This window comes from Janthinobacterium sp. BJB401 (assembly GCF_013372745.1).
Taxonomy (GTDB): Bacteria; Pseudomonadota; Gammaproteobacteria; order Burkholderiales; family Burkholderiaceae_D; genus Janthinobacterium; species Janthinobacterium rivuli.
In genome coordinates this window covers 65,140-89,681 of sequence record NZ_JABXFH010000013.1, presented here as the reverse complement: position 1 = coordinate 89,681, position 24,542 = coordinate 65,140, and the positions used below count along the sequence as shown (strand labels likewise).

Genomic DNA, 24,542 nt, shown 5'->3' with positions numbered 1-24,542 from the left:
ATTGTGCATAAGTCGGTATTTCTTGCTAGGGCGAAGCAAAGAAAAAGGCAGGCTTCCGCTGGAAAGCCTGCCTTTTCCGCCCCTGCGCCAGGGGAAAACGGATACTTACTGGCCGCTGCGCATGGCGCGGCTCATGCTGTGCACGGCTTCCACCATGGCTTCCACGGATTCGGGCGGCGTGAACTGGGAAATGCCATGGCCCAGGTTGAATACATGGCCCGTGCCAGCCGATGGCGCGCCAAAGGCGTTGAGCACTTTCGCCACTTCGGCGCGGATCTGATCCGGGCTGGCGAACAGGATGGCCGGGTCGAGGTTGCCCTGCAAGCCCACTTTATGGCCGACCAGCTGGCGCGCGCGCGTCAGGTTGACGGTCCAGTCCAGGCCCACGGCATCGGCGCCGATGTCGGCGATCTGCTCGATCCACTGGCCGCCGCCCTTGGTAAACACGATGGCGGGAATCTTGACGCCATCCTTGTCGCGTTTCAATTGCGCCACCACTTGCTGCATGTAGGCCAGCGAGAATTCCTGGTAGGCGCCATCGGCCAGCGCACCACCCCACGAGTCGAAAATCATCACGGCTTGCGCGCCGGCATCGATTTGCGCATTCAGGTACTGCGCCACGGAGGTGGCGTTAATCGCCAGAATGTGGTGCATCAGGTCCGGGCGGTTGTACAGCATCTTCTTGATGGTATGGAACTCTTTCGAGCCGCCGCCTTCCACCATGTAGCACGCCAGGGTCCACGGGCTGCCGGAAAAACCGATCAGCGGCACGCGGCCATTGAGTTCCGTGCGGATTTGCGTGACGGCCTTGAAAACATAGTCGAGCGACTCCAGATCCGGCACCTGCAATGCCTTCACGTCCTGCTCCGTGCGCAGCGGACGCTCGAACTTCGGCCCTTCGCCATCGGCGAAATACAGGCCCAGGCCCATGGCGTCGGGCACCGTCAGGATGTCGGAAAACAGGATGGCCGCATCGAGCGGGAAGCGCTCCAGGGGCTGCAAGGTCACTTCGGTCGCGTAATCGGGATTCTTTGCCAGGCCCAGGAAGGAGCCGGCCCGCTCGCGCGTGGCGCGGTATTCGGGCAGGTAGCGGCCCGCCTGGCGCATCAGCCAGACAGGCGTGTGCTCGGTCGGCTGGCGCAGCAGGGCGCGCAGGAAAGTATCATTCTGGAGCGGAGCAAATTGTGGCATGGCAGGCAATCGAGCTTGAAGAAGCGGTATTATCGCATCCAATCGCCGCCAAATCATTGATTCCGGTGCCGCTTTGCAGCATTTGCCACGCACACCGATGACTTTCGTTGTGCCAGCCCTTCCATTATGATGATGCACGCCGCCGCGCGCCCTGACCCTGCCTGGCGACCCTTGATCCCCTCACTACACGGAGCCCGCATGACCTCGACCGCATCCAGCACCCCTTATGGCATCTGGCCATCGCCGATCAGCGCGGCCATCGTCGCCGCCGGCGCCTCGCCGCTGACGCAGCTGGCCCTGGGCGGTGCGGATGGCGCCGATGTATTCTGGCTGGCCGGACGCGCCAGCGAAGCGGGCCGCAACACCCTGCTGCGCCAGCGCGGCGCGCGTGTCGATGAACTGACGCCGGCGCCGTTCAATGTGCGCACCCGCGTGCATGAATACGGCGGCGGCGCATATGCCGTGGCCGGCGATAGCGTATATTTCTCGCATTTCGCCGACAACTGCCTGTACCGTGTGGCCGGCGACGCCATGCCCGAAGCGTTCACCACGGGCGGCAATACGCGCCACGCGGATTTCGTTGTCGACGCGGCCCGTTCCCGCCTGATCGCCGTGCGCGAGCAGCATCCGGAAGCAGGCCATGCACAGCCGGAAAACTGCCTGGCCGCCGTCGGCTTCGACGGACGCGAAACGGTGCTGGCACGCGGTCACGATTTCTATGCGGCGCCGCGCCTGTCGCCGGACGGCAGCCAGCTGGCCTGGATCAGCTGGGATCACCCGCGCCTGCCGTGGCAAGGCACGGAATTGTGGCTGGCCGACGTGCACGCGGACGGCAGCCTCGGTTCGCCACGCCTGATCGCCGGCGGCGCGCGCGAGTCGATTTGCCAGCCGGAATGGTCGCCGAACGGCTTGCTGCATTTCGTCTCCGACAGCAGCGGCTGGTGGAATCTGTACCGCCTGCATGGCGCCGACATCGAAGCCCTGTGCCCGATGGAAGCGGAATTTGCCACGCCGCACTGGACCTTTGGCGGCAGCATGTACGGCTTCCTTTCCGACGACGAGATCGTCTGCACGTATATCCAGGCCGGCGTCAGCTACCTGGCGCAATTGAACGTGGCGGCGGCCAAGCTCGAACCGATTCCGCATCCGTACCAGGAAATCCGCGAACTGCGCGTGGGCCCCGGCTTCGTCGCGCTGCTGGGCGGCAGCCCCACCATTGCGCTGGAACTGGCGCGCATCGATTTGTCTAACCACGAGCTGGAAGTGCTGGCGCAGTCGATCACGGCCCTGCCTGCGCTCGCTTATCTGTCCGTGCCGCGCAGCCTGAGTTTTGCCAGCAGCAATGGCCGCACGGCGCACGCCTTCTTCTATGCGCCGCACAACACTGACGTGCAGGCGCTGGCAGGAACCTTGCCGCCCGTCATTGTCATCAGTCACGGCGGACCCACCAGCATGGCCAGCAATACATTAAAGCTGGCGACGCAGTACTGGACCAGCCGCGGCATCGGCGTGCTCGACGTCAACTATGGCGGCAGCAGCGGCTTCGGCCGCGAATACCGCGACGCGCTGCGCGGGCAATGGGGCATCGTCGACGTGGAAGACTGCATCGCCGGCGCGCGCTACCTGGCCGCCAACGGCCTGGCCGACCCGGAACGCCTGATCATCCGCGGCGGCAGCGCGGGGGGCCTGACGACCTTGTGCGCATTGACGTTCCACGACGTCTTCAAGGCGGGCGCCAGTTACTATGGCGTCTCCGACCTGAAGGGCCTGGACAACGATTCGCACAAGTTCGAATCGCGCTACACGGATTACCTGATCGCGTCGCAGCCGCAAGCCGAGGCCCTGTACCTTGAGCGCTCGCCCATCCACCACACGGATAAACTGTCGCGCCCGATGATCTTCTTCCAGGGCCTCGATGACAAGGTCGTGCCGCCGCAGCAATCGCAGCTGATGGTCGACGCCCTGCAGGCGCGCGGCGTGCCCGTCGCGTACGTGCCGCTCGAAGGCGAGGGCCACGGCTTCCGCAAGGCGGAAAACATCGTGCGCACGCTGGACGCTGAACTGTATTTCTACCAGCGCGTGTTCGGCCTGCCCGTGGCGGCCGGCGAGCCGCCCGTGCATATCGCCAATTTGCCCGCATGAACGAGCAACATGTAGAACAACATCTGCTGGACGAATTCGCCGCCCTGGAGCAGCATGAACAGATGATCCTGGCCCTGCTGGCCATCACAGGCGAACCGGTGGGCAAGCATGCCGTGTATGAACACTTGCAGCGCGCCAATGTCGTCGAGCCGGATGGCACGCCGTTTTCCCTGCTGGTGGTGACCAATATGCTGCAGCGGCTGACGCGTCTGGCGCTGGCCAGCGAGGTGGTGGGGCGCGGTTTTGCCTGCGAAGCGAGGCTGCGCTGGCCTGCCATGCGCGCGGCCATCGAGCACCTGGTGTTTCGCGACCTGTGCCAGGCTATCGAGCTGATCAACCCCGTGCGCCGCAACTGGGATGGCTATGTGGAATTGCGCAGCTACCGGCAAGGCGTGGCGCGCCTGCGCATCGCCCTGTTGCGCAATGACGAGGTGCGCCACGTGGCCGCCATTCTCGCCGCCTGCATGGCGTGCTATGAAGCGCAGCAGCTGCATCCGCTGATCGAGATTTTCGGCCGGCCATTCGAGCCGGAAATGTTGTCTTTCGTCATGCCGCAACTGCAAGATGACATCCTCGCCGTGCTGCTGGGCAACGCCCCGCGTGAACCAGGCACGGCGCACGCCATCCGCACGTACGCGCGCGCCCACCATGCGCGCCAGGCGGCCGCAGGCGACCATATCGGCGCCGCCCTGCCGCTGGCCCTGGCCGAAGACGCCCTGCTATGCGGCGAACTCGACGCGGCCGCCCGTTACCTGGCGGGCCAGCAGGGGCCGCAAGCGCTGTTTGTCGACAGCAGCATTGCCCTGTTGCGCGGCGAACATGCGCAGGCCGTGGCAGGCTTCGAGACGGCCCTGAAAGGGCTGCGCAAGGAAGCAGGCAAGCGCAAGCTGTGCTTTACGGGCATCGGCGGCCACCTGTATGTACTTGCACTGCTGCGCGGCAACGACGCCAAGCTGCTGAAAAGCGCGGAAACCTATCTCGATATCGCCCTGCACGCACAGCCCAACCACGACAGCATCGTCTACCAGCAACTCAATACCTTGCGCCTGGTGCGCGCCGGCGTGCAGTTGGCGGAAAGCATCCCCACGCGCAGCTGGGAAACGGCACTGCAGGCGCAACTGTTCCAGGGCTTGCTGTACTACTGGCTGGCGCTACCGCAATTGAGCGAACGCAAGGACCAGCTGCGGTCGCTGGTGCAGCAGGCGGACGCGGCCGGCTACGACCTGATCGCCGCGCAGGCGGCCGGCTTGCTGGGCTTGATGGGCGAGCCGCAGCAGGAGCGTTATGCCACGGCAAAACGGGCGCAACATGGCTTGACGGACATGGCGCCGTGGTTCGAGCGCCAGGAAGCGTGGCAGCGCCAGTTGAGCGCGCTGATCAACCTGCAGCAGAACGCGCCCGCCGAAGCGCTGGGCGGCGTCTCGCGCCTCGTCTGGCTGGTGGCATTCGACCCGCGCTTCGGCCTCACGGCCGTGGAAGTGCGCGAGCAGAAACGCGATGCGCGCGGCGGCTGGAGCAAAGGCCGCGCCATGGGCTTGAAACGCCTGGCCGAAGAGGCGGGCGACATCGATTTCCTCACGCCGCAGGACGCGCGCGCGGCGGGCAGCATCGCGCCTTTTAAACAATACTATTCGTCGGCACCGCGCTATGAAGTCGAGCTGGACAAGGCTGCCATCTTGCTGGTGGGCCACCCGCTCGTCTTCTGGCTCGATCACCCCGACACAAGAGTGGAACTGATCGCCGGCGCGCCGGAACTCCTGATCAAATCCCACGAGGGGCAGCTGTGGCTGGGCATGCAGCCGCCCCTGCCCGACAACGGCAGCAATGTCGTGGTGCAGCGCGAGACGCCGACGCGCTTGCGCGTGGTACATATCCTCGATGAGCACCGGCGCATCGGCGCCATCGTGGGCCTGGGCCTGTCCGTGCCCCTGCATGCGGAAAAACAGGTGATGCAGGCCATCGGCGCCATCTCGTCCATGGTCACGGTGCAGTCCGATATTGGCGGCGGCGCCGGCGACGCGGAAGCGATCACGGCCGACCACCGCCTGCACGTGCACCTGCTGCCCTACCAGCAAGGCCTGAAAATGCAGATCTTGGTCCGCCCGCTGCTCGACAACGGCGCCTATTACGCGCCCGGCAGCGGCGCCGAAAGCGTGTTTGCCGACGTGGCGGGCCGGGCCGTGCAGGCGCGGCGCGACCTGAATGCGGAACGCGAAGCGCAGCGTCAGCTCATCGGGAAATGTCTGGTGCTGGAAGAGGCGGAAGAAGAGCATGGCGAGTGGCTGCTGGGCCAGCCTGCGCTGGGCTTGCAATTGCTGGTGGAGCTGCAGGCGCTCGATCCCGCCGGCATGGTATTGGCGTGGCCGGAAGGCGAAACCATGCGCGTGTCGAAACGCATCGACAGCGGCCAGATGCGCCTGAACATCAAGAGCGAAAAAGACTGGTTTGCCGCCAGCGGCGAAGTGCAGATCGACGAAGACAAGGTGATGGATTTGCGCGCCCTGCTCGATTTGATGCAGAACAATAAAAGCCGCTTCGTGGCGTTGGGCGACAACCAGTTCCTGGCGCTCAGCGACGAATTGCACCGTCGGCTGTCCGAGCTGGCCGCGTATGGCGAAGCGCATGCCGATGGCGTGCACATCCACCCACTGGCCGCCTTCGCGCTGGAAGAGCTGGCCAACGATGCGGGCGGCGTGAAGGCCGACAAATTGTGGCGCGAACACTTGCTGCGCCTGCGCGCCCTCGATGACTATCAGCCGCAGCTGCCCAGCACCTTGCAGGCGGACTTGCGCGACTACCAGCTGGCCGGCTACGAATGGCTGGCGCGCCTGGCGCACTGGGGCGTGGGCGCCTGCCTGGCCGACGACATGGGCTTAGGTAAAACTTTGCAGGCGCTGGCCCTGATCCTGGCGCGCGCGCCCAACGGCCCCACCCTCGTCGTCGCCCCCACGTCCGTGTGCATGAACTGGATCAGTGAAGCGCAGCGCTTCGCGCCCACCTTGAACATCAAACTGTTCGGCAGCGGTGACCGGGCCGACATGCTCGACACCCTGCGGCCCTTCGACGTGGTGGTGGCCAGCTACGGCTTGCTGCAGCAGGAAGCGGCGCTGTTTGCCGGCGTGCGCTGGCATACGATCGTGCTCGACGAAGCGCAAGCGATCAAGAATGGCGCCACCAAGCGCTCGCAAGCCGTGATGGCCCTGCAGGGCGACTTCCGCATGGTGGCCAGCGGCACGCCGCTGGAAAATCATTTGGGCGAACTGTGGAACCTGTTCCGCTTCATCAATCCCGGCTTGCTGGGGACCCTGGACCAGTTTAATTTGCGCTTCGCCGGTCCCATTGAGAAAGATCAGGATAAACGGGCGGCGGCCGGCGCGCGCCTGCGGCTGCGCCGCCTGATCGCGCCCTTCATCCTGCGCCGCACGAAGACGCAAGTGCTGTCGGAATTGCCGTCGCGCACGGAAATCGTGCTGGAGGTGGAATTGTCACCGCAGGAAACGGCCCTGTACGAATCCTTGCGCCGCGAAGCGCTGGAAAAGCTGGCCATGGTGGAAGGGCCGGCATCCAAGAAGGCCATCCAGATCCTGGCGGAAATCATGAAGCTGCGCCGCGCCTGCTGCAATCCGCAACTGGTGGCGCCCGAGCTGGGTCTGGCCAGCAGCAAGCTGGCCGCGTTCGCCCAGTTGCTGTCGGGCTTGCTGGAAAACCGCCACAAGGTGCTCGTCTTCAGCCAGTTCGTCGACCATCTGACCCTCATTCGCCAGCACCTGGAGCAGCATGGCGTCAGTTACCAGTATCTCGACGGCAGCACGCCGATGCAGGAGCGCAAGCGCCGCGTCGATGCCTTCCAGGCGGGTGAGGGCGACGTTTTCCTGATCAGCCTGAAAGCGGGCGGCATGGGCATCAATTTGACGGCCGCCGATTACGTGATCCACATGGACCCGTGGTGGAACCCGGCCGTGGAAGACCAGGCTTCGGACCGCGCCCACCGCATGGGGCAATTGCGTCCCGTCACCATTTACCGGCTGGTGGCCAAGCACACGATCGAGGAAGGCATCGTCGAATTGCATCAGCACAAGCGCGACCTGGCCGACAGCCTGCTGGAAGGCAGCGACGCCGCCGCGCGCATGTCGGCCCATGACATGCTGGGCATGCTCCAAGAGGGGTTGAAAAAATGAACGGCGAAGCCGCGTTCCATGCGATGATCGTTTTTCCGTTTTTCTTTCCTGCCCCATGACCGACTATATCGCCACCAGCGCCGGCCAGCGCGCCACTTTTTTGTGCGGCAAATCCTGGACCGCCTACGTCAGCACTTTCCTCATTGCCGTGCTGCTGTTTTTTGCCGCCCTGCCGCTGGCCTTCAAGTACAACGCGCGCGCCGCCTTCGTCGTGCTGATCGGCTCGGCCCTGATCGTTGGCTACCGCCTGCTGACGATACGCAGCTACCAGCTGTACCTCGATGAGGCGGGCGTGTGGCTGGCCTCCGGTATCTTGCCGTGGAAAAAGAAACTCACGGGCGTGAAATGGCGCGACATGGATGAAGCCGTCTATGAAACGAACTTCTGGAGCTGGCTGTTCCAGTCCTACACGGTGCGCGTCAGCCAGCGCTACACGCAGGAAACGGAAATCCACGCCACCGGCATGGCGCGCGGCAAGGATGCCGTGGCGGCCATCAATGCGCGTCAGCAGGAACTGCTGCACGGCAACGCCATCGTCGTCTAGCGCCGCGCGCTCCCGGCGCAAAAAACTGCGCAGCGGCGGCAATTAATGCTAATCTTTGGGCCGCCCAGGCAAGCAAGGCCAACCTTTCAATAGTTGTTTGTTACTTATATTATCAGTTTATTATTTTCTGATGAGGACAAACGACAAAATATTCAAGAGATAAACTATGCTGATAAAAAATAAAGTTGCGCTCGCCGCATTGATGATGGCGTTTACCCTGACACCGGCCAGCGCCGCCAAGAAGCCGCAGAAAAACGGCAAGGCCAGCACCAGCAGCAGCAAGAAGAAAACCGTCGGCAAGAAAGCGGCCGTCGTCACGGCTGCCACGGCAGCCACGGTCGCGGCCGTCGCCAGCGAGAACAGCAGCGACCGTTCCATGAATAACCTCAGCGGCCAGTTCCTCACGGCCCTGTGGCGCCTGGACCCGGAAAGCGCAATTTCCGTCGGCAAGTACGATGGCGCCGCCAACCTGAGCATTCCCGACGCGGCCAGCCGCCAGAAGCAACTGGCCTTCATCGAAGAGTGGCTGGGCAAGTTCGGCAAGCTGAATGCCGGCAAAATGTCGGACAAGCAACGTACCGACCTGGCCTTGCTGACGAATAAACTGCAATCGGACCGCTGGTATCTGACCACCTTCCGCGAATTCGAATGGAATCCCGCCCAGTACAACGTGGCCGGTTCCATCGACTTCATCCTGAACACGGAATACGCGGCCCAGCCGCAACGCCTGCGCACCTTGCTCAAGCGCATCGCCACCGTACCGCAATACTATGCGGCCGCGCGCGCCAGCATCGTCAACCCCACGCGCGAACACACACAACTGGCCATCGCCCAAAGCGCCGGCGTGCTCAGCGTGCTTGACGACCTGAACAAGACGGCGCAGGGCTCCATCCTGACGCCAACGGAAAAACAGCTGTACAACGCGCGCATCGCCGCGGCCCGCACGGCCGTGCAAGGCTACGCGGCCTGGCTGACGGAGCAAGATGCGGCGCTGGCGCAGAACGGCAACGCGCGCTCCTTCCGCATCGGCAAGGAGCTGTATGAACAGAAATTCGCCTACGATATCCAGGCCAGCGTGAGCGCCGAGCAGATGTACCAGAAAGCCCTGGCCGCGCGCGAAAAGCTGCTCGAGCACATGGATAGCCTGTCCGACGAGCTGTGGGTGAAAACCATGGGCGCCACGGCCAAGCCGGCGGACCGCACGGCGAAGATCGGCATGGTGATCGACAAGCTGTCCAGCAACCACGTGGCGGCCGCCGACTTCGTGCCGGAAATCCGCCGCCAGATTCCCGAACTGCAGGCATGGGTCACCAGCCACAACCTGCTGACGATGGACCCGAAAAAGCCCTTGGTCGTTCGTGAAACGCCCGCTTACCAGCGCGGCGTGGCCGGCGCCAGCATCGAGGCGCCAGGTCCGTACCGCCCGCAGGACCGCACTTATTACAACGTGACGCCGCTCGATGGCGAAACGCCGGAACAGGCGGAAAGCAGCTTGCGCGAATACAACCACTGGATCTTGCAGATCCTGAACATCCACGAAGCCATCCCCGGCCATTACACGCAGCTCGTCTACGCCAACAAGTCGCCGTCCTTGGTCAAATCCATCTTCGGCAACGGCGCCATGATCGAAGGCTGGGCCGTGTATGGCGAACGCATGATGCTCGAATCGGGCTATGGCAACAATGCGCCGGAAATGTGGCTGATGTATTCGAAGTGGAACTTGCGCAGCGTCACCAACACCATCCTCGACTACAGCGTGCACGTGCTGGGCATGACGGAAGCGCAAGCGCTCGACCTGCTGACGCGCCAGGCCTTCCAGACCCAGCGTGAAGCCAAGGAAAAATGGCGCCGCGTGCAGCTGAGCTCGGTGCAACTGACCAGCTATTTCAGCGGCTACAGCGAAATCATGGACTTGCGCGAACAGCGCAAGCAGGCGCTGGGCAACAAGTTCGTGCTGAAGGATTTCCACGAACAATTCCTCAGCTACGGCAGCGCGCCCGTGAAAGTCATCAAGGAACTGATGAATTAAGCGGTACGCCTTCATACCTTGCAAAGGGCGCTGCGGCGCCCTTTTTGCATGCGTTTGCGCCATCGCAAACTACCGGCATGCCGGTCCATTAAGCTGACGGGAAGGCAGGCGCCACCGCACTCCTCACTGGCAATTGCCGATTTTCCTGCTACGCTGGATTCAGGAGCGTCCATGCATATGCCCATCCAGTTCGACACCCTCGATTACGCCAAACGCCTCGCCTCGGCCGGCGTGCCCACGCAGCAGGCGGAAGCCCATGCCACGGCCTTGGGCGAAGTACTGGGCTCGGCCGTGGTCGTGCATGGCGAACTGGCGGCGCTGGAGCGCAATCTGCTGGGGGAAATCAAGCTGGCGGCGCACAACGTCGATACCAAGGTGGGTGCCCTGGAATTGAAGATCGATGCGCTGGAGCTCAGGCTCGATACCCGGATCGATGCGCTGGACCTGAAACTCGATACGAGGATAGATGCGCTGGAGCACAAATTCGATACCAAATTAGATGCCTTGGAACACACATTCGACGCCCACCTGGAACGTCTGGACTTGCGCCATGGCGCGGACATGAAACACGTCTATTGGATGATGAGCACCCTGATCCTGCTCAACCTGGGCATACTCAGCAAACTGATGCTGCAGTGAGCACCTAGCAACTTTCCTGACAAAAAAAGCCGCTGCTCCCGAAGGAGGTCAGCGGCTTTTGCTTGCGAGTATTGTAGACCGTCTAGGACGCTTCTTCCGGCGCCTGCGTGGCCTTAACGAAGATGGGCGCCACCAGCAGGCCCAGCTCGAACAGCAAACACATCGGGATGGCCAGCGAGAACTGGCTGACGACGTCCGGCGGCGTGACGATGGCGGCAATCACGAAGGCGCCGACGATGATGTAGGGACGCACTTCCTTGAGTTTCGCGATAGACACGAGTCCCATGCGCACGAGGATCACCACCACGACGGGCACTTCGAAGGTGGCGCCAAAGGCCAGGCACATCGACATGACGAAATCGAGGTAGTTTTCGATATCGGGCGTCACCGCGATCGACGAGGGCGAAAAGTCGCTGATGAAGTGGAAGACGCGGCCAAACACAAAGAAATAGCAGAAGGCCACGCCGGCCATGAACAGCAGGGAAGACGAGATGACCAGCGGCGCGATCAGGCGTTTTTCATGCGTGTACAGGCCGGGGGCGATAAACGCCCACATCTGGTACAGCACCCAGGGCAAGGCGACGATGAAGGCGATCACCAGGGTCACTTTCATCGGCACGAGGAAGGGCGAGATAACACCGGTGGCGATCATTTTCGAGCCGGCCGGCAGCGAGGCGATCATCGGCGCGGCAATAAAATCGTAGATATGCGAAGGACCGGGCCAGTAAAACAGCACGGCGCAGACGACGGCGATACCGATCGAGGCCTTGACCAGGCGGTTGCGCAGCTCGACCAGATGCGAGATAAAAGTTTCTTCCACCGGGGATTTGCTACTCATGAGTAAAAGGAGGAGGAACTGGTGCGCGGACGGAAGCGCGCCACGCGGGCGGCCGCCGATTGCACGTGCAGCTTGCCGCCGTGGCGCTGCTTGTACCAGCCAGGGATGGCGGAATTGCGCACCAGCTTCTTGCGGCGGAATTCGCGCGCCTTGCGGGCCAGGTCGTCATTGGTGGCGCGCAGCATGGCTTCATGGGCATCGTGATGCGCATCATACGCGCTCGAATCGCCGCGCCAGGCGTTTTCCACCTCGGCCAGGTTGCCGGAGATCGAGTTTTCCACGCCATGCATGGATTTCTCCACGCTTTGCTTGACGGAATGGGCCGCATCCTGCACTTCCTTCTGCAGGTTTTTCAGCTCTTCCATTTCAATTTCGCGCGAGACTTCGGATTTCACCTGGTTCAGGTAGCGTTGCGCGCGGCCATACAGAGTACCGGCCATGCGCGCCACTTTCGGCAACTTTTCAGGGCCGATGACTATCAACGCAACCACGCCGATGATGGCGATTTTAGAGAGACCGAGATCGATCATAAGCGGACAAGGGCTGTTACCGGACGAGGCAAGCGCCCCGCCACGCTATCAGAACTTGCTTTTCTCTTTCGTCTCGACGTCGATGGTGCTTTTGTCGGCCACTTGCGATGGCGCAGCAGGAGGGGTATTGGCTGCCGGGGCGTCATCTTCGCCCTTAACGCCATCCTTGAAGCCTTTGACGGCCTTGCCGATATCACCGCCGATATTGCCCAGTTTCTTGGTGCCGAAGACCAGCATGACGATGACCAGAACGATTACCCAGTGCCAAATACTCAATGAACCCATCACATTCTCCTTGCGGGACGGTGCCCGAATAGCGTCAACCAATGCCGGTAGTATACACGTGAACCCGGCGCGCAGCGAAATCAGTGTTGACCGCGCCAGGGACGGGGACCGCCGTACACATGCATGTGCAGGTGATACACCTCTTGCCCGCCGTTCGGGCCGCTGTTGAGCATGGTCTTGAAGCCGCCGGCAGGCGTGCCATCGGCGTCATACGTGACCGCGCAGCCAAACTCGGCAGCGAGTTTCGGCGCCAGGCGCAGCAGCTTGCCCAGCATGTCCGTATGGCTGTCGTCGCAGTCGGACAGGGTGGCCACGTGGCGTTTCGGGATCAGCAGCAGGTGCACGGGGGCGGCCGGGTTGATGTCCTTGAAGGCCAGCAAGTCCTCGTCCTCATACACGATGGACGCAGGAATTTGTTTTGCAGCAATCTTGCAGAAAATACAGTTATCCACGTACGCTCCAGTAGGTCAGTGTTTGTCTGTTTCGCCGGCGTCGCGCAATTCATCCTTGCGTGCCGCCTTTTCTTCCAGGCCGGACAGGCCTTCGCGGCGCGCCAGCTCGTCGAGCACCTGCTGCGGCGTCAGGTCGAACTGCGCCAGCATCACCAAGCTGTGAAACCACAGGTCGGCGCATTCGTACAGGACCTTCGACGGGTCGTTGTCGCGGCGCGCATCCTTGGCGGCCATCACGGTTTCCGTCGCCTCTTCGCCGATTTTTTTCAAAATCGCATCGTCGCCCTTGGCAAACAGGCGCGCGACATACGAGGTGGCGGGGTCGCCGCCATTGGCCAGCTTGCGCGATTCGATCACGGCGGCCAGGCGCTTCAGGGTTTCACTCATTTGCTCTTGCTTTCCGCGTAAATCGTCTCAGGATCTTTCAGGACGGGGTCGGTGACTTGCCATTCGCCCGTTTTCTCGTCGCCTTCGAACTTCTGGAAGAAGCACGAGTGGCGGCCCGTATGGCAGGCGATGCCGCCCGCTTGCTCGATTTTCAGCAAGACCACGTCTTCGTCGCAATCGAGGCGGATTTCCAGCACCTTTTGCGTGTGGCCGGACTCTTCGCCCTTGTGCCACAGTTTCTTGCGCGAACGGCTCCAGTACACGGCTTCGCCCAGCTCCACCGTGCGCGCCAGCGCATCGCGGTTCATCCAGGCAAACATCAGCACGTCATTGCTGCCCGCTTCCTGCGCGATCACGGGCACCAGGCCGTGCTCGTCCCATTTGACCTTTTTCAGCCACTTGGCATTGCTTGCTACGATGGTTCCGTTTTGCATGTTCTTCTATCCTGCTGATATTGACTGCTGCTATTTACGCCAGGCGCATGGGAATGCCCTGCTGCGCCATGAAACGCTTGGCTTCCTGCACCGTGTGCTGGCCATAGTGGAAGATGCTGGCGGCCAGCACGGCGTCCGCGCGGCCCACCTTGATGCCGTCGACCAGATCTTGCAAGCCGCCCACGCCGCCCGAGGCGATCACGGGAATGCTGACGGCGTCGGACACGCCGCGCGTCAGGCCCAGGTCGAAGCCCACCTTGGTGCCGTCGCGGTCCATGCTGGTGAGCAAGATCTCGCCGGCGCCCAGGCTTTCCATTTTACGCGCCCATGCGAACGCGTCCAGGCCCGTGGCGGTGCGCCCGCCATGGGTAAACACTTCCCACTTGCCGGGTGACACTTGCTTGGCGTCGATGGCGACGACGATGCATTGCGAACCGTGCTTTTGCGACGCCTCGTACACCAGTTGCGGGTTCGTCACGGCCGAGGTATTGATGCTGACCTTGTCGGCGCCCGCGTTGAGCAGCCGGCGCACGTCTTCCACCACGCGCACGCCGCCGCCCACGGTCAGCGGAATGAACACTTGCGACGCGACGGCTTCGATGATGTCGAAGATCAGGCCACGGTTGTCGCTGGAAGCGGTAATGTCGAGGAAAGTGATTTCGTCGGCGCCCTGCTCGTCATAGCGGCGGGCGATTTCCACCGGGTCGCCGGCATCGCGCAATTCCGTGAAATTGACGCCTTTGACGACGCGGCCGTTGGTCACGTCGAGGCAGGGGATGATACGTTTTGCAAGCATGATGGTATCCAGATTGTCGCCAGGCCGGGCGTGCGCAGGCACGCTCCCGGCCGGGCTGGCTTAAACGGCGGCGTCGGTCAGTTCGTCGGCGCGTTCCTGCGCCTGCGCCAGGTCGATCGTGCCTTCATAGATGGAACGGCCGCAGATCACGCCTTCGATGCCTTCGGCCTGGACCGCGCACAGCGCTTCCACGTCGCCGATATTGTGCAGGCCGCCCGAGGCGATGACGGGGATCTTGACGGCTTGCGCCAGCTTGACGGTGGCGTCGATATTGATGCCGCCCATCATGCCGTCGCGGCCGATGTCCGTGTAAATGATCGATTCGACGCCGTAGGCTTCGAATTTTTTCGCCAGGTCGATCACTTCGTGGCCCGACATCTTGCTCCAGCCATCCGTTGCCACTTTGCCATCCTTGGCATCGAGGCCAACGATGATGTGGCCGGGGAAGGCGCTGCAGGCGTCGTGCAGGAAGCCGGGGCTTTTCACTGCCGCCGTGCCGATGATGATGTAGGTGATGCCGGCGTCAAGGTAGCGCTCGATGGTGTCGAGGTCGCGGATACCGCCGCCCAGTTGCACGGGGATTTCCTCGATGTCGTTTTCCACGGCGAAATCCTGCACCGCTTTCAGGATGGCCTTGACGGCGCCTTCATTCTTCGGCTTGCCGGCAAAGGCGCCGTTCAGGTCGACCAGGTGCAGCCGGCGCGCGCCCTGCATCAGCCAATGGCGGGCCATGTCGGCCGGGTCTTCGGAAAATACGGTGGCAAGTTCCATATCGCCTTGTTTCAGGCGTACGCAGTGACCGTCTTTCAGGTCGATGGCGGGAATGAGCAGCATGGTCAGTGTGATTTAAAAGTGAGTGAAAGGCGGACAAAAAGCCGGAGAGCTAACGTTAAGGTTGCCAGTGAACGAAGTTCTTGTACAGCTGCAAGCCAGCGGCAGCGCTTTTTTCAGGGTGAAACTGTGTCGCGAAAATATTATCACGGGCGACGGCGCAGGCGAACGGCGCGCCATAGACAGTCTCGCCCACCGTGTGCGCCGCCTCTTGAGGTTGAGCAAAATAACTGTGCACAAAGTAAAAATAGGCGTTGTCGGCGATGCCATCCCACATGACATGGGACGCCGTTTGCCGCACTTGGTTCCAGCCCATTTGCGGCACCTTGAAGCGCGAGCCGTCTTCCTGCACCTGGCCGTCGAGCTGGAAGCGCACGACTTTGCCGGGCAGCAAGCCCAGACCGGCCGCATCGCCCTCTTCGCTGCCGTCGAACAGCATTTGCTCGCCGATGCACACGCCCAGCACGGGCTTGCTATCGGCGGCGCGCAGCAGCGCTTCGAGCACGCCCGATTCGCGCAGGCTGCGCATGCAGTCGGGCATGGCGCCCTGGCCCGGCAAGACGATGCGGTCGGCGCTGTCGATGTCTTCCACAGTGCCGGAAATGCGCACGTCGGCTTCCGGCGCCACGGCGCGCAAGGCCTGCGCCACCGAGCGCAAATTGCCCATGCCGTAATCCACCACCACAATTTTATTCATGTTTGATCCCGGAATCTACAATATAGCGAGAGCGGCGCTTACAGGCTGCCCTTGGTCGATGGAATGATGCCGGCCGCGCGCTCGTCGAGCTCGGCAGCCATGCGCAGCGCGCGGCCAAAGGCCTTGAACACGGTTTCGCATTGATGGTGGGCATTCGTGCCGCGCAGGTTGTCGATATGCAAGGTCACGCCCGCATGGTTGACGAAGCCGCGGAAAAATTCCAGGGTCAGGTCGACGTCGAAGCCGGCGATCATGGCGCGCGTAAACGGGATGTGGTATTCGATGCCCGGGCGACCCGAGAAATCGAGCACCACGCGCGACAGCGCCTCGTCCAGCGGCACATACGCGTGGCCGTAGCGGCGGATGCCCTTCTTGTCGCCGATGGCCTTGGCCACGGCCATGCCCAGGGTGATGCCCACGTCTTCCACCGTATGGTGGTTGTCGATATGCACGTCGCCCGTCGCTTCGATATCGAGGTCGATCAAGCCGTGGCGGGCGATCTGGTCCAGCATATGGTCGAGGAAGGGCACGCCGGTATTGAGCTTTTGCTGGCCCGTGCCGTCCAGGTTGAGGGCGACGCGAACTTGCGTCTCATTGGTGTTGCGCGTGATTTCTGCGGTGCGGTTCATGGGAGGCTCTGGCGGTAGGCTAAACGAGGGATGCCTTGAAGGCATCGTAAAAAAGGGAATTTTCTTCCGGGGTGCTGACGCTGATGCGCAGGCAATTGGCCAGCGCAGCATGCATTTTACTCATATTTTTAATTAAAACCCTGCGGGCAAGCAGTTTTGCACAAACATCGTCGGAATCCGCCACACGAATCAGAAGAAAATTTGCCTTCGAGGGGAATACCGTCACGCCCGGCAACTCTGCCAGGCGCAGCGCCAATGCATCGCGCGCGCTGTTGAGCAAGTCCGCCTGGGCATTCAACACGTCGATGTGATCGAGCGCGAATTCGGCCGCCGCCTGCGTCAGCACGTTGACATTGTACGGCGGGCGCACTTTCTCGAATTGCGCCAGCAGGGCCGGCGCGGCCGACATGTAGCCGAGGCGGATGCCGGCCAGGCCCAGTTTCGACACGGTGCGCATCACCACCAGGTTTTCAAATTCAGGCAAGCGGCCCATGAAACTGTGCTGCGCGAACGGTTCATACGCTTCGTCGACGACGGCGATGCCCGTGTCGCCGAGCGCCGCGAGAATGCGCTCGATGTCGGCAGTGGCAAACAGGTTGCCCGTCGGGTTGTTTGGATACGCGAGAAACACCAGCGCCGGGCGATGCTGTTCAATCGCCGCCAGCATGGCCGGCATGTCCAGGCTGAAGTCGGCCTGCAAAGGCACGCCGACGAAATCCATGCCGGCAAACTGCGCCGAGCGTGCATACATGACGAAGGCGGGCACGGGCGCCAGCAGCACGGCGCGCTGGCCCGGCTCCTGGTGCGCGCACGCCATGGCCAGGATGGAAATGAGTTCATCGGAGCCGTTGCCCAGCATGACGTCCAAGCCGGCGGGCACGCCCAGTTTGGCGCAGATGGCTGCCTGCAGGCTGGCGTACGACGGCGGATAGCGGTTCAGCGCCACGCCGGCCAGGCGCGCGCCCAGCTCCTCGCGCAGATGCTGCGGCAGCGGATACGGGTTTTCCATCGCATCGAGTTTGATGTAACCGCTGGCATCGGCGACCTGGTAGCTTTTGACGGCCCGCACATCGGCGCGCACGGTGTTGCTGATTAACTGATCGAGGAAAGACATGCTGCAAACACTCCTGATGAAATTAAATGACGACGTCTTCCGGCACGCTAGCGCTGCGCGCCTTGCGGGCCGGCGTTTTTTTCACGGCGGGCGGTTTCTTCACGGCGGCCGGCTTTTTGGCAGCCGCCGGTTTTTTCGCCGCCGCCCTGGCGGGCTTGGGCGCGGCCAATGTGGCCGGTTCGGCAAGCTCCTGCGTCAATGCCGCCAGGCGCTGCTCGATGATGGCGCAGTAGTCGGCGTTCAATTCAAAGCCGACGAAATCGCGCCCGCAGCGCTTGGCCGCCAGCGCCGTGGTGCCGCTGCCCATGAACAGGTCGAGCACCACGCCGCCGGGCGGGCACGACGCCTTCACCATGCGCTCGATGATTTCGAGCGGCTTTTGCGTCGGGTGGTCGGCCCGTTCCGGGTGTTCCTTGTGCAGGCGCGATACGCTCCACAAGTCTTTCGGGTTGTAGCCCACTTCCAGCCATTTCGCGCCGATGAAAATCGAGCGCGAACGGGCTTTCTTGGTGGCCGCGTCGTAGGCGATGCGCACCGCGTCAAGGTCGAAGTAGTAATCCTTGCGCTTGACGAAGAAGCCGATGGTGTCGTGCACCGAAGAAAAGCTGCGCACGCTGCCGCCCATGGACGGCACGCGGCGGTCCCAGATGATTTCATTCATCATCGCCATGCGCTGTTTCAGCATGACGAAGATCTCCGGCGAATAGCGCCAGGTCAGAAAAATGTACAGGCTGCCGTTGGCTTTCAGCTTGGGCAGCGCCGCATCGATCCACTGTTCCGTCCAGCGCAGGTAGTCGGCCACCGACTGCTGGTCCGAGGCATTGCCGTAGTCCTTGCCCAGGTTGTACGGCGGATCCGTCAGGATCAGGTCCACCGAGCCATCGGGAATGCGCGCCAGCCCCGCCAGCGCATCTTCGCAATAGACCCGGTTGACCCAGTCCGGCTGCTCCGCCAACTTCGTCATGGCTGCGGCTTCAGGCGCAGTTCGGCGCTGCGCGCGTGCGCCTGCAAGCCTTCGCCATACGCCAGGGTGGCGGCGACACGGCCCAGGGTTTGCGCTCCCGCTTCACTGACGTGAATGATGGACGAGCGCTTCTGGAAGTCGTACACGCCCAGCGGCGACGAGAAACGCGCCGTGCGCGAGGTCGGCAGCACGTGATTGGGACCGCAGCAATAGTCACCCAGCGATTCGGACGAGAAGCGGCCGAGGAACATGGCGCCCGCGTGGCGGATCTGCTCGGCCCACTGCTGCGGGTTCTCCGCCGAGATTTCCAGGTGTTCCGCGGCGATTGAATTGGCTATTTCACAGGCCTCTTCCATGCTGCGCACCTTGATCAGGGCGCCGCGGTCGGCCAGCGAGGTGCTGATGGTGGCCTGGCGCGGCATCGTCGGCAGCAGCTTGGCGATGCTCTCTTCGACTTGCGCGATGTAATCGGCGTCAGGGCACAGCAGAATCGCCTGCGCCAGTTCGTCGTGCTCGGCCTGCGAAAACAGGTCCATCGCCACCCAGTCAGGGTCCGTGGTGCCGTCGCACAGCACCAGAATTTCGGATGGCCCGGCGATCATGTCGATGCCGACGATGCCGAACACGCGGCGCTTGGCGGCGGCCACATAGGCATTGCCGGGACCGACGATTTTATCCACGGCGGCAATCGTCTGCGTGCCGTAGGCCAGGGCGCCGACGGCTTGCGCGCCGCCGATGGTGATCACGCGCGTCACGCCGGCGATCGCGGCGGCGGCCAGCACCATCTGGTTTTTCACGCCGTCCGGCGTCGGCACCACCATGATGATCTCGCCCACGCCCGCCACGTGCGCGGGAATGGCGTTCATCAGCACGGACGATGGATACGCTGCCTTGCCGCCCGGGACGTAGATGCCGACCCGGTCCAGCGGCGTGATTTTTTGCCCCAGCACCGTGCCATCGGGCTCGGTGTAGCTAAAGCCGCGCAACTCCTCGCGCTGGCGTTCGTGGAAGGCGCGGATGCGCTGGGCGGCGATCTGCAGCGCCTCGCGCTGGGCCGATGGCAAGCCGTTCAGGGCCGCCTGCAATTCGGCTTGCGAAATATCGAAGGCCGCCATTTCCGCCGCGCCGCCATGCGGGATGCGGTCGAAACGGTTGGTGTATTCCAGCACGGCGGCGTCGCCGCGCGTTTTCACATCGGCCAGGATTTTTGCGACCGACGTTTCAATCGCTGCATCGGTGCCCGCCTCGAACGCCAGCAAGGTGTCGAGCGATTGTTGGAAACCATCCTGGCTTGAATCGAGCTTGCGTATCTGTATCGGCATAATCGGCTTTCTGCTACTGAATAAGTCTAGGCTTGCGAGGCGGTTTGCGAGGCGCGTTCAAACGCCTCGATGATCGGCTGCAAGCGCTCGCGCTTGAGTTTTAACGCCGCCTGGTTGACCACCAGGCGCGACGAAATTTCCATGATGTGCTCGACCTCGACGAGGTTATTCGCGCGCAAGGTGCTGCCCGTGCTGACCAGGTCGACGATGGCGTCGGACAAGCCGACCAAAGGCGCCAGCTCCATCGAGCCATACAGCTTGATCAGGTCGACGTGCACGCCCTTGGCGGCGAAATGCTCGCGCGCCGTGTGCACGAACTTGGTCGCCACGCGCAGACGCGCGCCTTGATGCACGGCCTTTTCGTAGTCAAAACCGGCCTGCACCGCCACCGACATGCGGCAGGAAGCGATATTCAGGTCGATCGGCTGGTACAGGCCTTCGCCGCCGTGTTCGAGCAAGACATCCTTGCCCGCCACGCCGAAGTCGGCCGCGCCGTACTGCACGTAGGTCGGCACGTCGCTGGCACGCACGATGATGACGCGCACGTTCGGATCGTTGGTGGCCAAAATCAGCTTGCGCGAGGTCTCCGGGTTTTCCAGCACCTTGATGCCGGCCGCTTCCAGCAGCGGCATGGTGTCCTCAAAAATGCGGCCTTTCGACAGCGCCAGAATCAGCTGGGAGCTGTCACCGTTATTCGATCCGTTCATGCTCGTTCCTTGTTATTTGATGCGTACGATGTTGGCGCCCACGGCCGACAATTTCACTTCCATGCGGTCGTAGCCGCGGTCGAGGTGATAGATGCGGTCGATCAGGGTTTCGCCATCGGCGGCCAGGGCCGCGATCACCAGCGACGCCGAAGCGCGCAGGTCGGTCGCCATCACGGGCGCGCCGCGCAGTTGCTTGACGCCGGCGATGATGGCCGTGTTGCCTTCGATGGTGATGTCGGCGCCCAGGCGGTTCATTTCCTGTACGTGCATGAAGCGGTTCTCGAAAATCGTCTCGGTGACGCGGCTGGCGCCATTCGCAATCGTGTTGACGGCCATGAACTGCGCCTGCATGTCGGTCGGGAAGCCCGGGTATTCCGTCGTACGGAAGCTGACGGGGTTCGGACGGGCCGACATCTCGGCGCGGATCCAGTCGGCGCCGAAGGTCATCGTCAGGCCCATGGCGCGCAGCTTGTCGAGCGCCGCGTCGAGGATATCGGTGCGCACGTTGCGCAGGGTGATGTCGCCGCCGGTGGCCGCCACGGCGCACAGGAAGGTGCCCGTTTCGATACGGTCGGCGATCACCGCGTGCGAGGCGCCGTGCAGGGCGTCCACGCCCTGGATCACCAGGCGGCTGGTGCCGATACCGTCGATCTTCGCGCCCATGGCCACCAGCAGGTGCGCCAGGTCGGTTACTTCCGGTTCGCAGGCGGCGTTTTCCAGGATGGTCTCGCCTTCGGCCAGGGTCGCGGCCATCAGCAGATTCTCGGTGCCGGTGACGGTGATCATGTCGGTGACGATGCGCGCGCCTTTCAGCTTGGCGCACTTGGCGTAGATGTAGCCCGCTTCGATGCGGATCTCGGCGCCCAGCGCTTCCAGGCCCTTGATGTGCTGGTCGACAGGACGCGAACCGATGGCGCAGCCGCCCGGCAAGGACACCTTGGCTTCGCCGAAGCGCGCCAGCAGGGGGCCGAGCACGAGGATCGAGGCGCGCATGGTTTTCACCAGTTCATACGGCGCTTCCAGGGTATCGATGGCGCTGCCGTTGAGGAGCACGCGGTCGCCGTCCTGCTGCACTTTCAGGCCCGTCTGGCCCAGCAGTTTCAACATGGTGGCCACGTCGTGCAAATGCGGCACGTTGGTCAGGTCCAGGTCGCCCGCGGTCAGCAGGCCGGCGCACAGGATGGGCAGGGCGGCGTTTTTCGCGCCGGAGATGGCGATGTCGCCGTTCAGGCGGTTGCCGCCGTTGATGAGGAGCTTGTCCATGTGCTTATCCTTGGAATTCTTCAGGTGTCAGGGTTTTCATCGACAGCGCGTGGATTTCCTCGCGCATGCGGTCGCCCAGTGCCGCGTAGACGATCTGGTGACGCTGGATCAAACGCTTGCCGGCAAACGCGGGCGAGACGATCACGGCCTGGAAGTGCTGGCCATCGCCCTCCACTTCGAGGTGCGTGCATTCGAGGCCGGCCGACAGATAGCCGTGGATCAGTTCTGGAGTGGTGGTCACGATAAGTCCTTGATATTGAATAATGTAGTGATGTGATGTGCCGCAATCAACGGCGCAATTAATAAGGTAATTAATGACGCAAACGATAGCCGCTCTTCAGCAGGCGGATCGACGCCAGCGCCAGGATCACGAGGAAGCCGGCGACGATGGAAAGACTGAGCCACGGGCTGACGTCGGACACGCCGAAGAAGCCGTAGCGGAAGCCGTCGATCATGTAAAAGAAGGGGTTCAGATGCGATACCGTCTGCCAGAAGGCGGGCAGCGAATGGATCGAATAGAACACGCCCGACAAAAAGGTGGCCGGCATGATCAGGAAATTCTGGAAGGCGGCCAGCTGGTCGAATTTCTCGGCCCAGATGCCGGCGATCAGGCCCATGGTGCCCAGCATGGCGGCACCGAGGAAGGCGAAGACGACGATCCACAGCGGCGCGACAAACGACAGGTCGGCGAACCAGCAGGTGATGGCAAACACGCCAAAGCCCACGGCCAGGCCGCGCGCGACGGAAGCGAGTACGTACGCCGAGAATATCTCCCAGTGCGACAAGGGCGTGAGCAGCACGAACACCAGGTTGCCCGTGATCTTGGACTGGATCAGCGAGGACGAGGAATTGGCGAACGCGTTTTGCAGCACGCTCATCATCACCAGGCCGGGAATCAGAAAGGCCGTGTAGCTGACGCCGGGGCTCGGCTCCACGCGGCCGTCGAGCACATGGCCGAACACCAGCAGGTACAGCATCGACGTGAGCACGGGCGCGGCCACGGTTTGCGTCGCCACTTTCCAGAAGCGCAGCGTCTCTTTGTAGACGAGGGTGCGAAATCCTGTCGAAATCATACGGTACCTTTATCCATGATCTGCAAGAAGATATCTTCCAGGTCGGCTTGTTGCAATTGCATTTCATCGATTTCGGCGCCCGCTTCACGCAGGCGGGCGAGGATTTTTTCGACTTCGCTGTATTCGTTGACGCGCAGGCTGAACTTGTTCGGCGCCTGCTGTTCTTCCGGGTGCAGCACCAGGTGCCGCAGGTCGGCCGGCAGGCTGCCGTTTTTGAGATGCACCTGCAGCTGCGAGCCGGCGATGCGGCGGATCAGGGCCGACATGGTGTCGAGCGCTACCACCTTGCCGGTTTTCAGCATGGCGACGCGCTGGCACATGGCTTGCGCCTCTTCCAGGTAGTGGGTGGTTAGCACGACCGTGTGGCCGCCTTCGCGGTTCAGGCGCGAGATGAACTTCCACAGGGTCTGGCGCAGTTCCACGTCGACGCCGGCGGTCGGCTCATCGAGCACGATGACGGGCGGCTTGTGCACCAGCGCCTGCGCCACGAGCACGCGGCGCTTCATGCCGCCGGACAGCGCGCGCATATTCGTGTCGGCCTTGCCGGTGAGGTCGAGGTTTTCCATGACCTCGTCGATCCACTTGTCGTTGTTCGGCAGGCCAAAGTAGCCGGATTGCAGGCGCAGGGTTTCGCGCACGGTGAAAAACGGGTCGAACACCAGCTCCTGCGGCACCACGCCCAGGTTGCGGCGCGCGTTGCGGAAGTCCGTGACGACATCGTGGCCATGGATCTTGACGGTGCCCGCGTCGGGGCGTATCAGGCCGGCGATGATGGAAATGAGGGTGGTCTTGCCGGCGCCATTCGGGCCAAGCAGGCCAAAGAATTCGCCTTCCTCGATGGCCAGCGACACGCCGCCCAGCGCCTTGAGCGATTTATAGCTCTTTTCTACATTCGTGATTTGAATTGCGGTCATGTGCTTGTTTCAAGTGTAATGCGTCTGGTGTGATGCGCCAGTTGCCGGAGACATCCAGGCCGGCAGGCCGGTGCAGGGCGCCGCCTTCAGGCGAGGACGGCGCAACAGTCAATTATAGTTGGAAAATTCGTGGAACACTTGGAGATCAATCCGGCGGCGCTGCTGGCCTGCCGGCTTGAAAGCTACTGCTGATGCGGGGAGTGGGACAGGATCAATGATGATGCAGGTCGGACGGGCTGCGTTCGGCGTGGCCGCCGGCGCTGGCGCAGTCGTCGGCGCTCAGGGTGCTCGACACGAGCGAGCACACGCCATACAGCTTGGTGAGGTTTTTCAGGTTGTTCGGCAGGTTTTTCAGCTCCAGCACGGCGCCGGCATCCTGCGCGGCGCGTTGCCACGTCAGCATGACGGAGACGGCTGCCGAATCGACGGCCTTGACGTTGCGCAAGTCAAACTTCGTCTGGCCCGAGCGGATGGCGTCCAGACCCTGCTCCAATGCCGAAGTGGCATTGTGCACGGTCAGGGAAGTCAGGGACTGCAAGGTGTCGAGAGAGTCGGGCATGGCGTCGGGCTGCGCTGGTCTGGA

General features: G+C 62.6%; 25 protein-coding genes. 5 read left to right on the top strand and 20 right to left on the bottom strand.

Annotation, left to right across the window (positions count from 1 at the left end):
• Positions 1-105: 105 nt before the first annotated feature.
• Positions 106-1,191 (bottom strand): uroporphyrinogen decarboxylase, encoded by a 1,086-nt coding sequence (hemE, locus tag HWE17_RS11365; protein WP_035823084.1) that lies wholly within the window; start codon positions 1,189-1,191, stop codon positions 106-108.
• A gap of 198 nt (positions 1,192-1,389) precedes the next feature.
• Here hemE and HWE17_RS11360 point away from each other — a divergent pair, with 198 nt between their 5' ends.
• The 5 genes from HWE17_RS11360 to HWE17_RS11340 all read left to right on the top strand — a co-directional run bounded on the left by HWE17_RS11360 (position 1,390) and on the right by HWE17_RS11340 (position 10,723).
• A complete protein-coding gene (locus tag HWE17_RS11360; RefSeq protein WP_176388822.1) occupies positions 1,390-3,333 on the top strand; it encodes a prolyl oligopeptidase family serine peptidase in 1,944 nt (647 codons plus the stop codon).
• A complete protein-coding gene (locus HWE17_RS11355) occupies positions 3,330-7,511 on the top strand; it encodes a DEAD/DEAH box helicase (RefSeq protein ID WP_176388821.1) in 4,182 nt (1,393 codons plus the stop codon). The genes HWE17_RS11360 and HWE17_RS11355 overlap by 4 nt, the downstream gene beginning before the upstream one ends.
• A 55-nt stretch (positions 7,512-7,566) precedes the next feature.
• Positions 7,567-8,055, top strand: coding sequence for a hypothetical protein (locus HWE17_RS11350; protein WP_035823090.1), 489 nt, complete (start codon positions 7,567-7,569; stop codon positions 8,053-8,055).
• A gap of 169 nt (positions 8,056-8,224) precedes the next feature.
• Positions 8,225-10,084: a DUF885 domain-containing protein gene (locus HWE17_RS11345; RefSeq protein ID WP_176388843.1), complete on the top strand. Its 1,860-nt coding sequence runs from the start codon at positions 8,225-8,227 to the stop codon at positions 10,082-10,084.
• A gap of 171 nt (positions 10,085-10,255) precedes the next feature.
• Positions 10,256-10,723 carry a hypothetical protein gene (locus tag HWE17_RS11340; protein WP_176388820.1) on the top strand — a complete coding sequence of 156 codons (468 nt, stop codon included), beginning with the start codon at positions 10,256-10,258 and terminating at the stop codon, positions 10,721-10,723.
• Between the two features lie 82 nt (positions 10,724-10,805).
• On the opposite strand, the gene tatC is transcribed toward HWE17_RS11340, so the two are convergent.
• The 19 genes from tatC to HWE17_RS11245 all read right to left on the bottom strand — a co-directional run bounded on the left by tatC (position 10,806) and on the right by HWE17_RS11245 (position 24,518).
• A complete protein-coding gene (gene tatC, locus HWE17_RS11335) occupies positions 10,806-11,561 on the bottom strand; it encodes a twin-arginine translocase subunit TatC (protein WP_035823092.1) in 756 nt (251 codons plus the stop codon).
• A complete protein-coding gene (tatB, locus tag HWE17_RS11330; protein ID WP_176388819.1) occupies positions 11,558-12,091 on the bottom strand; it encodes a Sec-independent protein translocase protein TatB in 534 nt (177 codons plus the stop codon). Before tatB ends, tatC begins: the two co-directional genes overlap by 4 nt.
• A 48-nt stretch (positions 12,092-12,139) precedes the next feature.
• Positions 12,140-12,376, bottom strand: a complete 237-nt coding sequence (gene tatA, locus HWE17_RS11325) for a Sec-independent protein translocase subunit TatA (RefSeq protein ID WP_034780931.1) — start codon at positions 12,374-12,376, stop codon at positions 12,140-12,142.
• 80 nt (positions 12,377-12,456) lie between these two features.
• Positions 12,457-12,828 carry a histidine triad nucleotide-binding protein gene (locus HWE17_RS11320; RefSeq protein ID WP_176388818.1) on the bottom strand — a complete coding sequence of 124 codons (372 nt, stop codon included), beginning with the start codon at positions 12,826-12,828 and terminating at the stop codon, positions 12,457-12,459.
• Between the two features lie 15 nt (positions 12,829-12,843).
• Complete coding sequence (locus HWE17_RS11315) at positions 12,844-13,215, bottom strand: phosphoribosyl-ATP diphosphatase (protein ID WP_034753849.1); 372 nt, start codon at positions 13,213-13,215, stop codon at positions 12,844-12,846.
• Positions 13,212-13,649 (bottom strand): phosphoribosyl-AMP cyclohydrolase, encoded by a 438-nt coding sequence (gene hisI / locus HWE17_RS11310; protein ID WP_034753847.1) that lies wholly within the window; start codon positions 13,647-13,649, stop codon positions 13,212-13,214. Before hisI ends, HWE17_RS11315 begins: the two co-directional genes overlap by 4 nt.
• A gap of 34 nt (positions 13,650-13,683) precedes the next feature.
• Positions 13,684-14,445 (bottom strand): imidazole glycerol phosphate synthase subunit HisF, encoded by a 762-nt coding sequence (hisF, locus tag HWE17_RS11305; RefSeq protein ID WP_058049664.1) that lies wholly within the window; start codon positions 14,443-14,445, stop codon positions 13,684-13,686.
• Between the two features lie 60 nt (positions 14,446-14,505).
• On the bottom strand, positions 14,506-15,279 hold the full coding sequence (gene hisA / locus HWE17_RS11300) for a 1-(5-phosphoribosyl)-5-[(5-phosphoribosylamino)methylideneamino]imidazole-4-carboxamide isomerase (RefSeq protein ID WP_034753842.1): 774 nt from the start codon (positions 15,277-15,279) through the stop codon (positions 14,506-14,508).
• A gap of 55 nt (positions 15,280-15,334) precedes the next feature.
• Positions 15,335-15,973 carry an imidazole glycerol phosphate synthase subunit HisH gene (hisH, locus tag HWE17_RS11295; protein ID WP_176388817.1) on the bottom strand — a complete coding sequence of 213 codons (639 nt, stop codon included), beginning with the start codon at positions 15,971-15,973 and terminating at the stop codon, positions 15,335-15,337.
• 38 nt (positions 15,974-16,011) lie between these two features.
• Complete coding sequence (hisB, locus tag HWE17_RS11290; RefSeq protein ID WP_010402123.1) at positions 16,012-16,602, bottom strand: imidazoleglycerol-phosphate dehydratase HisB; 591 nt, start codon at positions 16,600-16,602, stop codon at positions 16,012-16,014.
• A gap of 19 nt (positions 16,603-16,621) precedes the next feature.
• Positions 16,622-17,716 (bottom strand): histidinol-phosphate transaminase, encoded by a 1,095-nt coding sequence (gene hisC, locus HWE17_RS11285; protein ID WP_176388816.1) that lies wholly within the window; start codon positions 17,714-17,716, stop codon positions 16,622-16,624.
• A 22-nt stretch (positions 17,717-17,738) separates the two neighbouring features.
• Positions 17,739-18,680, bottom strand: a complete 942-nt coding sequence (locus HWE17_RS11280; protein ID WP_176388815.1) for a site-specific DNA-methyltransferase — start codon at positions 18,678-18,680, stop codon at positions 17,739-17,741.
• Entirely contained in the window at positions 18,677-20,002 is a 1,326-nt protein-coding gene (gene hisD / locus HWE17_RS11275) for a histidinol dehydrogenase (protein ID WP_176388814.1), read from the bottom strand. Before hisD ends, HWE17_RS11280 begins: the two co-directional genes overlap by 4 nt.
• Positions 20,003-20,028: 26 nt before the next feature.
• On the bottom strand, positions 20,029-20,709 hold the full coding sequence (hisG, locus tag HWE17_RS11270; RefSeq protein ID WP_035823105.1) for an ATP phosphoribosyltransferase: 681 nt from the start codon (positions 20,707-20,709) through the stop codon (positions 20,029-20,031).
• A 12-nt stretch (positions 20,710-20,721) separates the two neighbouring features.
• Positions 20,722-21,972, bottom strand: a complete 1,251-nt coding sequence (gene murA, locus HWE17_RS11265) for a UDP-N-acetylglucosamine 1-carboxyvinyltransferase (RefSeq protein ID WP_035823107.1) — start codon at positions 21,970-21,972, stop codon at positions 20,722-20,724.
• Positions 21,973-21,976: 4 nt separating this feature from the next.
• A complete protein-coding gene (locus HWE17_RS11260) occupies positions 21,977-22,213 on the bottom strand; it encodes a BolA family protein (RefSeq protein WP_034753824.1) in 237 nt (78 codons plus the stop codon).
• Between the two features lie 70 nt (positions 22,214-22,283).
• Positions 22,284-23,045: an ABC transporter permease gene (locus HWE17_RS11255; RefSeq protein ID WP_034753822.1), complete on the bottom strand. Its 762-nt coding sequence runs from the start codon at positions 23,043-23,045 to the stop codon at positions 22,284-22,286.
• On the bottom strand, positions 23,042-23,959 hold the full coding sequence (locus HWE17_RS11250) for an ABC transporter ATP-binding protein (protein ID WP_035823109.1): 918 nt from the start codon (positions 23,957-23,959) through the stop codon (positions 23,042-23,044). The genes HWE17_RS11255 and HWE17_RS11250 overlap by 4 nt, the downstream gene beginning before the upstream one ends.
• 211 nt (positions 23,960-24,170) lie before the next feature.
• Positions 24,171-24,518 (bottom strand): lipid asymmetry maintenance protein MlaB, encoded by a 348-nt coding sequence (locus tag HWE17_RS11245; RefSeq protein ID WP_035823111.1) that lies wholly within the window; start codon positions 24,516-24,518, stop codon positions 24,171-24,173.
• Positions 24,519-24,542: the final 24 nt, after the last annotated feature.

What these genes read in the sequence shown, in the direction of transcription:
- hemE (WP_035823084.1), bottom strand. Translation starts at nt 1,191, where the DNA reads ATGCCACAATTTGCTCCGCTCCAGAATGATACTTTCCTGCGCGCCCTG.
- HWE17_RS11360 (WP_176388822.1), top strand. Translation starts at nt 1,390, where the DNA reads ATGACCTCGACCGCATCCAGCACCCCTTATGGCATCTGGCCATCGCCG.
- HWE17_RS11355 (WP_176388821.1), top strand. Translation starts at nt 3,330, where the DNA reads ATGAACGAGCAACATGTAGAACAACATCTGCTGGACGAATTCGCCGCC.
- HWE17_RS11350 (WP_035823090.1), top strand. Translation starts at nt 7,567, where the DNA reads ATGACCGACTATATCGCCACCAGCGCCGGCCAGCGCGCCACTTTTTTG.
- HWE17_RS11340 (WP_176388820.1), top strand. Translation starts at nt 10,256, where the DNA reads ATGCATATGCCCATCCAGTTCGACACCCTCGATTACGCCAAACGCCTC.
- tatC (WP_035823092.1), bottom strand. Translation starts at nt 11,561, where the DNA reads ATGAGTAGCAAATCCCCGGTGGAAGAAACTTTTATCTCGCATCTGGTC.
- tatB (WP_176388819.1), bottom strand. Translation starts at nt 12,091, where the DNA reads ATGATCGATCTCGGTCTCTCTAAAATCGCCATCATCGGCGTGGTTGCG.
- tatA (WP_034780931.1), bottom strand. Translation starts at nt 12,376, where the DNA reads ATGGGTTCATTGAGTATTTGGCACTGGGTAATCGTTCTGGTCATCGTC.
- HWE17_RS11315 (WP_034753849.1), bottom strand. Translation starts at nt 13,215, where the DNA reads ATGAGTGAAACCCTGAAGCGCCTGGCCGCCGTGATCGAATCGCGCAAG.
- hisI (WP_034753847.1), bottom strand. Translation starts at nt 13,649, where the DNA reads ATGCAAAACGGAACCATCGTAGCAAGCAATGCCAAGTGGCTGAAAAAG.
- hisF (WP_058049664.1), bottom strand. Translation starts at nt 14,445, where the DNA reads ATGCTTGCAAAACGTATCATCCCCTGCCTCGACGTGACCAACGGCCGC.
- hisA (WP_034753842.1), bottom strand. Translation starts at nt 15,279, where the DNA reads ATGCTGCTCATTCCCGCCATCGACCTGAAAGACGGTCACTGCGTACGC.
- hisH (WP_176388817.1), bottom strand. Translation starts at nt 15,973, where the DNA reads ATGAATAAAATTGTGGTGGTGGATTACGGCATGGGCAATTTGCGCTCG.
- hisB (WP_010402123.1), bottom strand. Translation starts at nt 16,602, where the DNA reads ATGAACCGCACCGCAGAAATCACGCGCAACACCAATGAGACGCAAGTT.
- hisC (WP_176388816.1), bottom strand. Translation starts at nt 17,716, where the DNA reads ATGTCTTTCCTCGATCAGTTAATCAGCAACACCGTGCGCGCCGATGTG.
- HWE17_RS11280 (WP_176388815.1), bottom strand. Translation starts at nt 18,680, where the DNA reads ATGACGAAGTTGGCGGAGCAGCCGGACTGGGTCAACCGGGTCTATTGC.
- hisD (WP_176388814.1), bottom strand. Translation starts at nt 20,002, where the DNA reads ATGCCGATACAGATACGCAAGCTCGATTCAAGCCAGGATGGTTTCCAA.
- hisG (WP_035823105.1), bottom strand. Translation starts at nt 20,709, where the DNA reads ATGAACGGATCGAATAACGGTGACAGCTCCCAGCTGATTCTGGCGCTG.
- murA (WP_035823107.1), bottom strand. Translation starts at nt 21,972, where the DNA reads ATGGACAAGCTCCTCATCAACGGCGGCAACCGCCTGAACGGCGACATC.
- HWE17_RS11255 (WP_034753822.1), bottom strand. Translation starts at nt 23,045, where the DNA reads ATGATTTCGACAGGATTTCGCACCCTCGTCTACAAAGAGACGCTGCGC.
- HWE17_RS11250 (WP_035823109.1), bottom strand. Translation starts at nt 23,959, where the DNA reads ATGACCGCAATTCAAATCACGAATGTAGAAAAGAGCTATAAATCGCTC.
- HWE17_RS11245 (WP_035823111.1), bottom strand. Translation starts at nt 24,518, where the DNA reads ATGCCCGACTCTCTCGACACCTTGCAGTCCCTGACTTCCCTGACCGTG.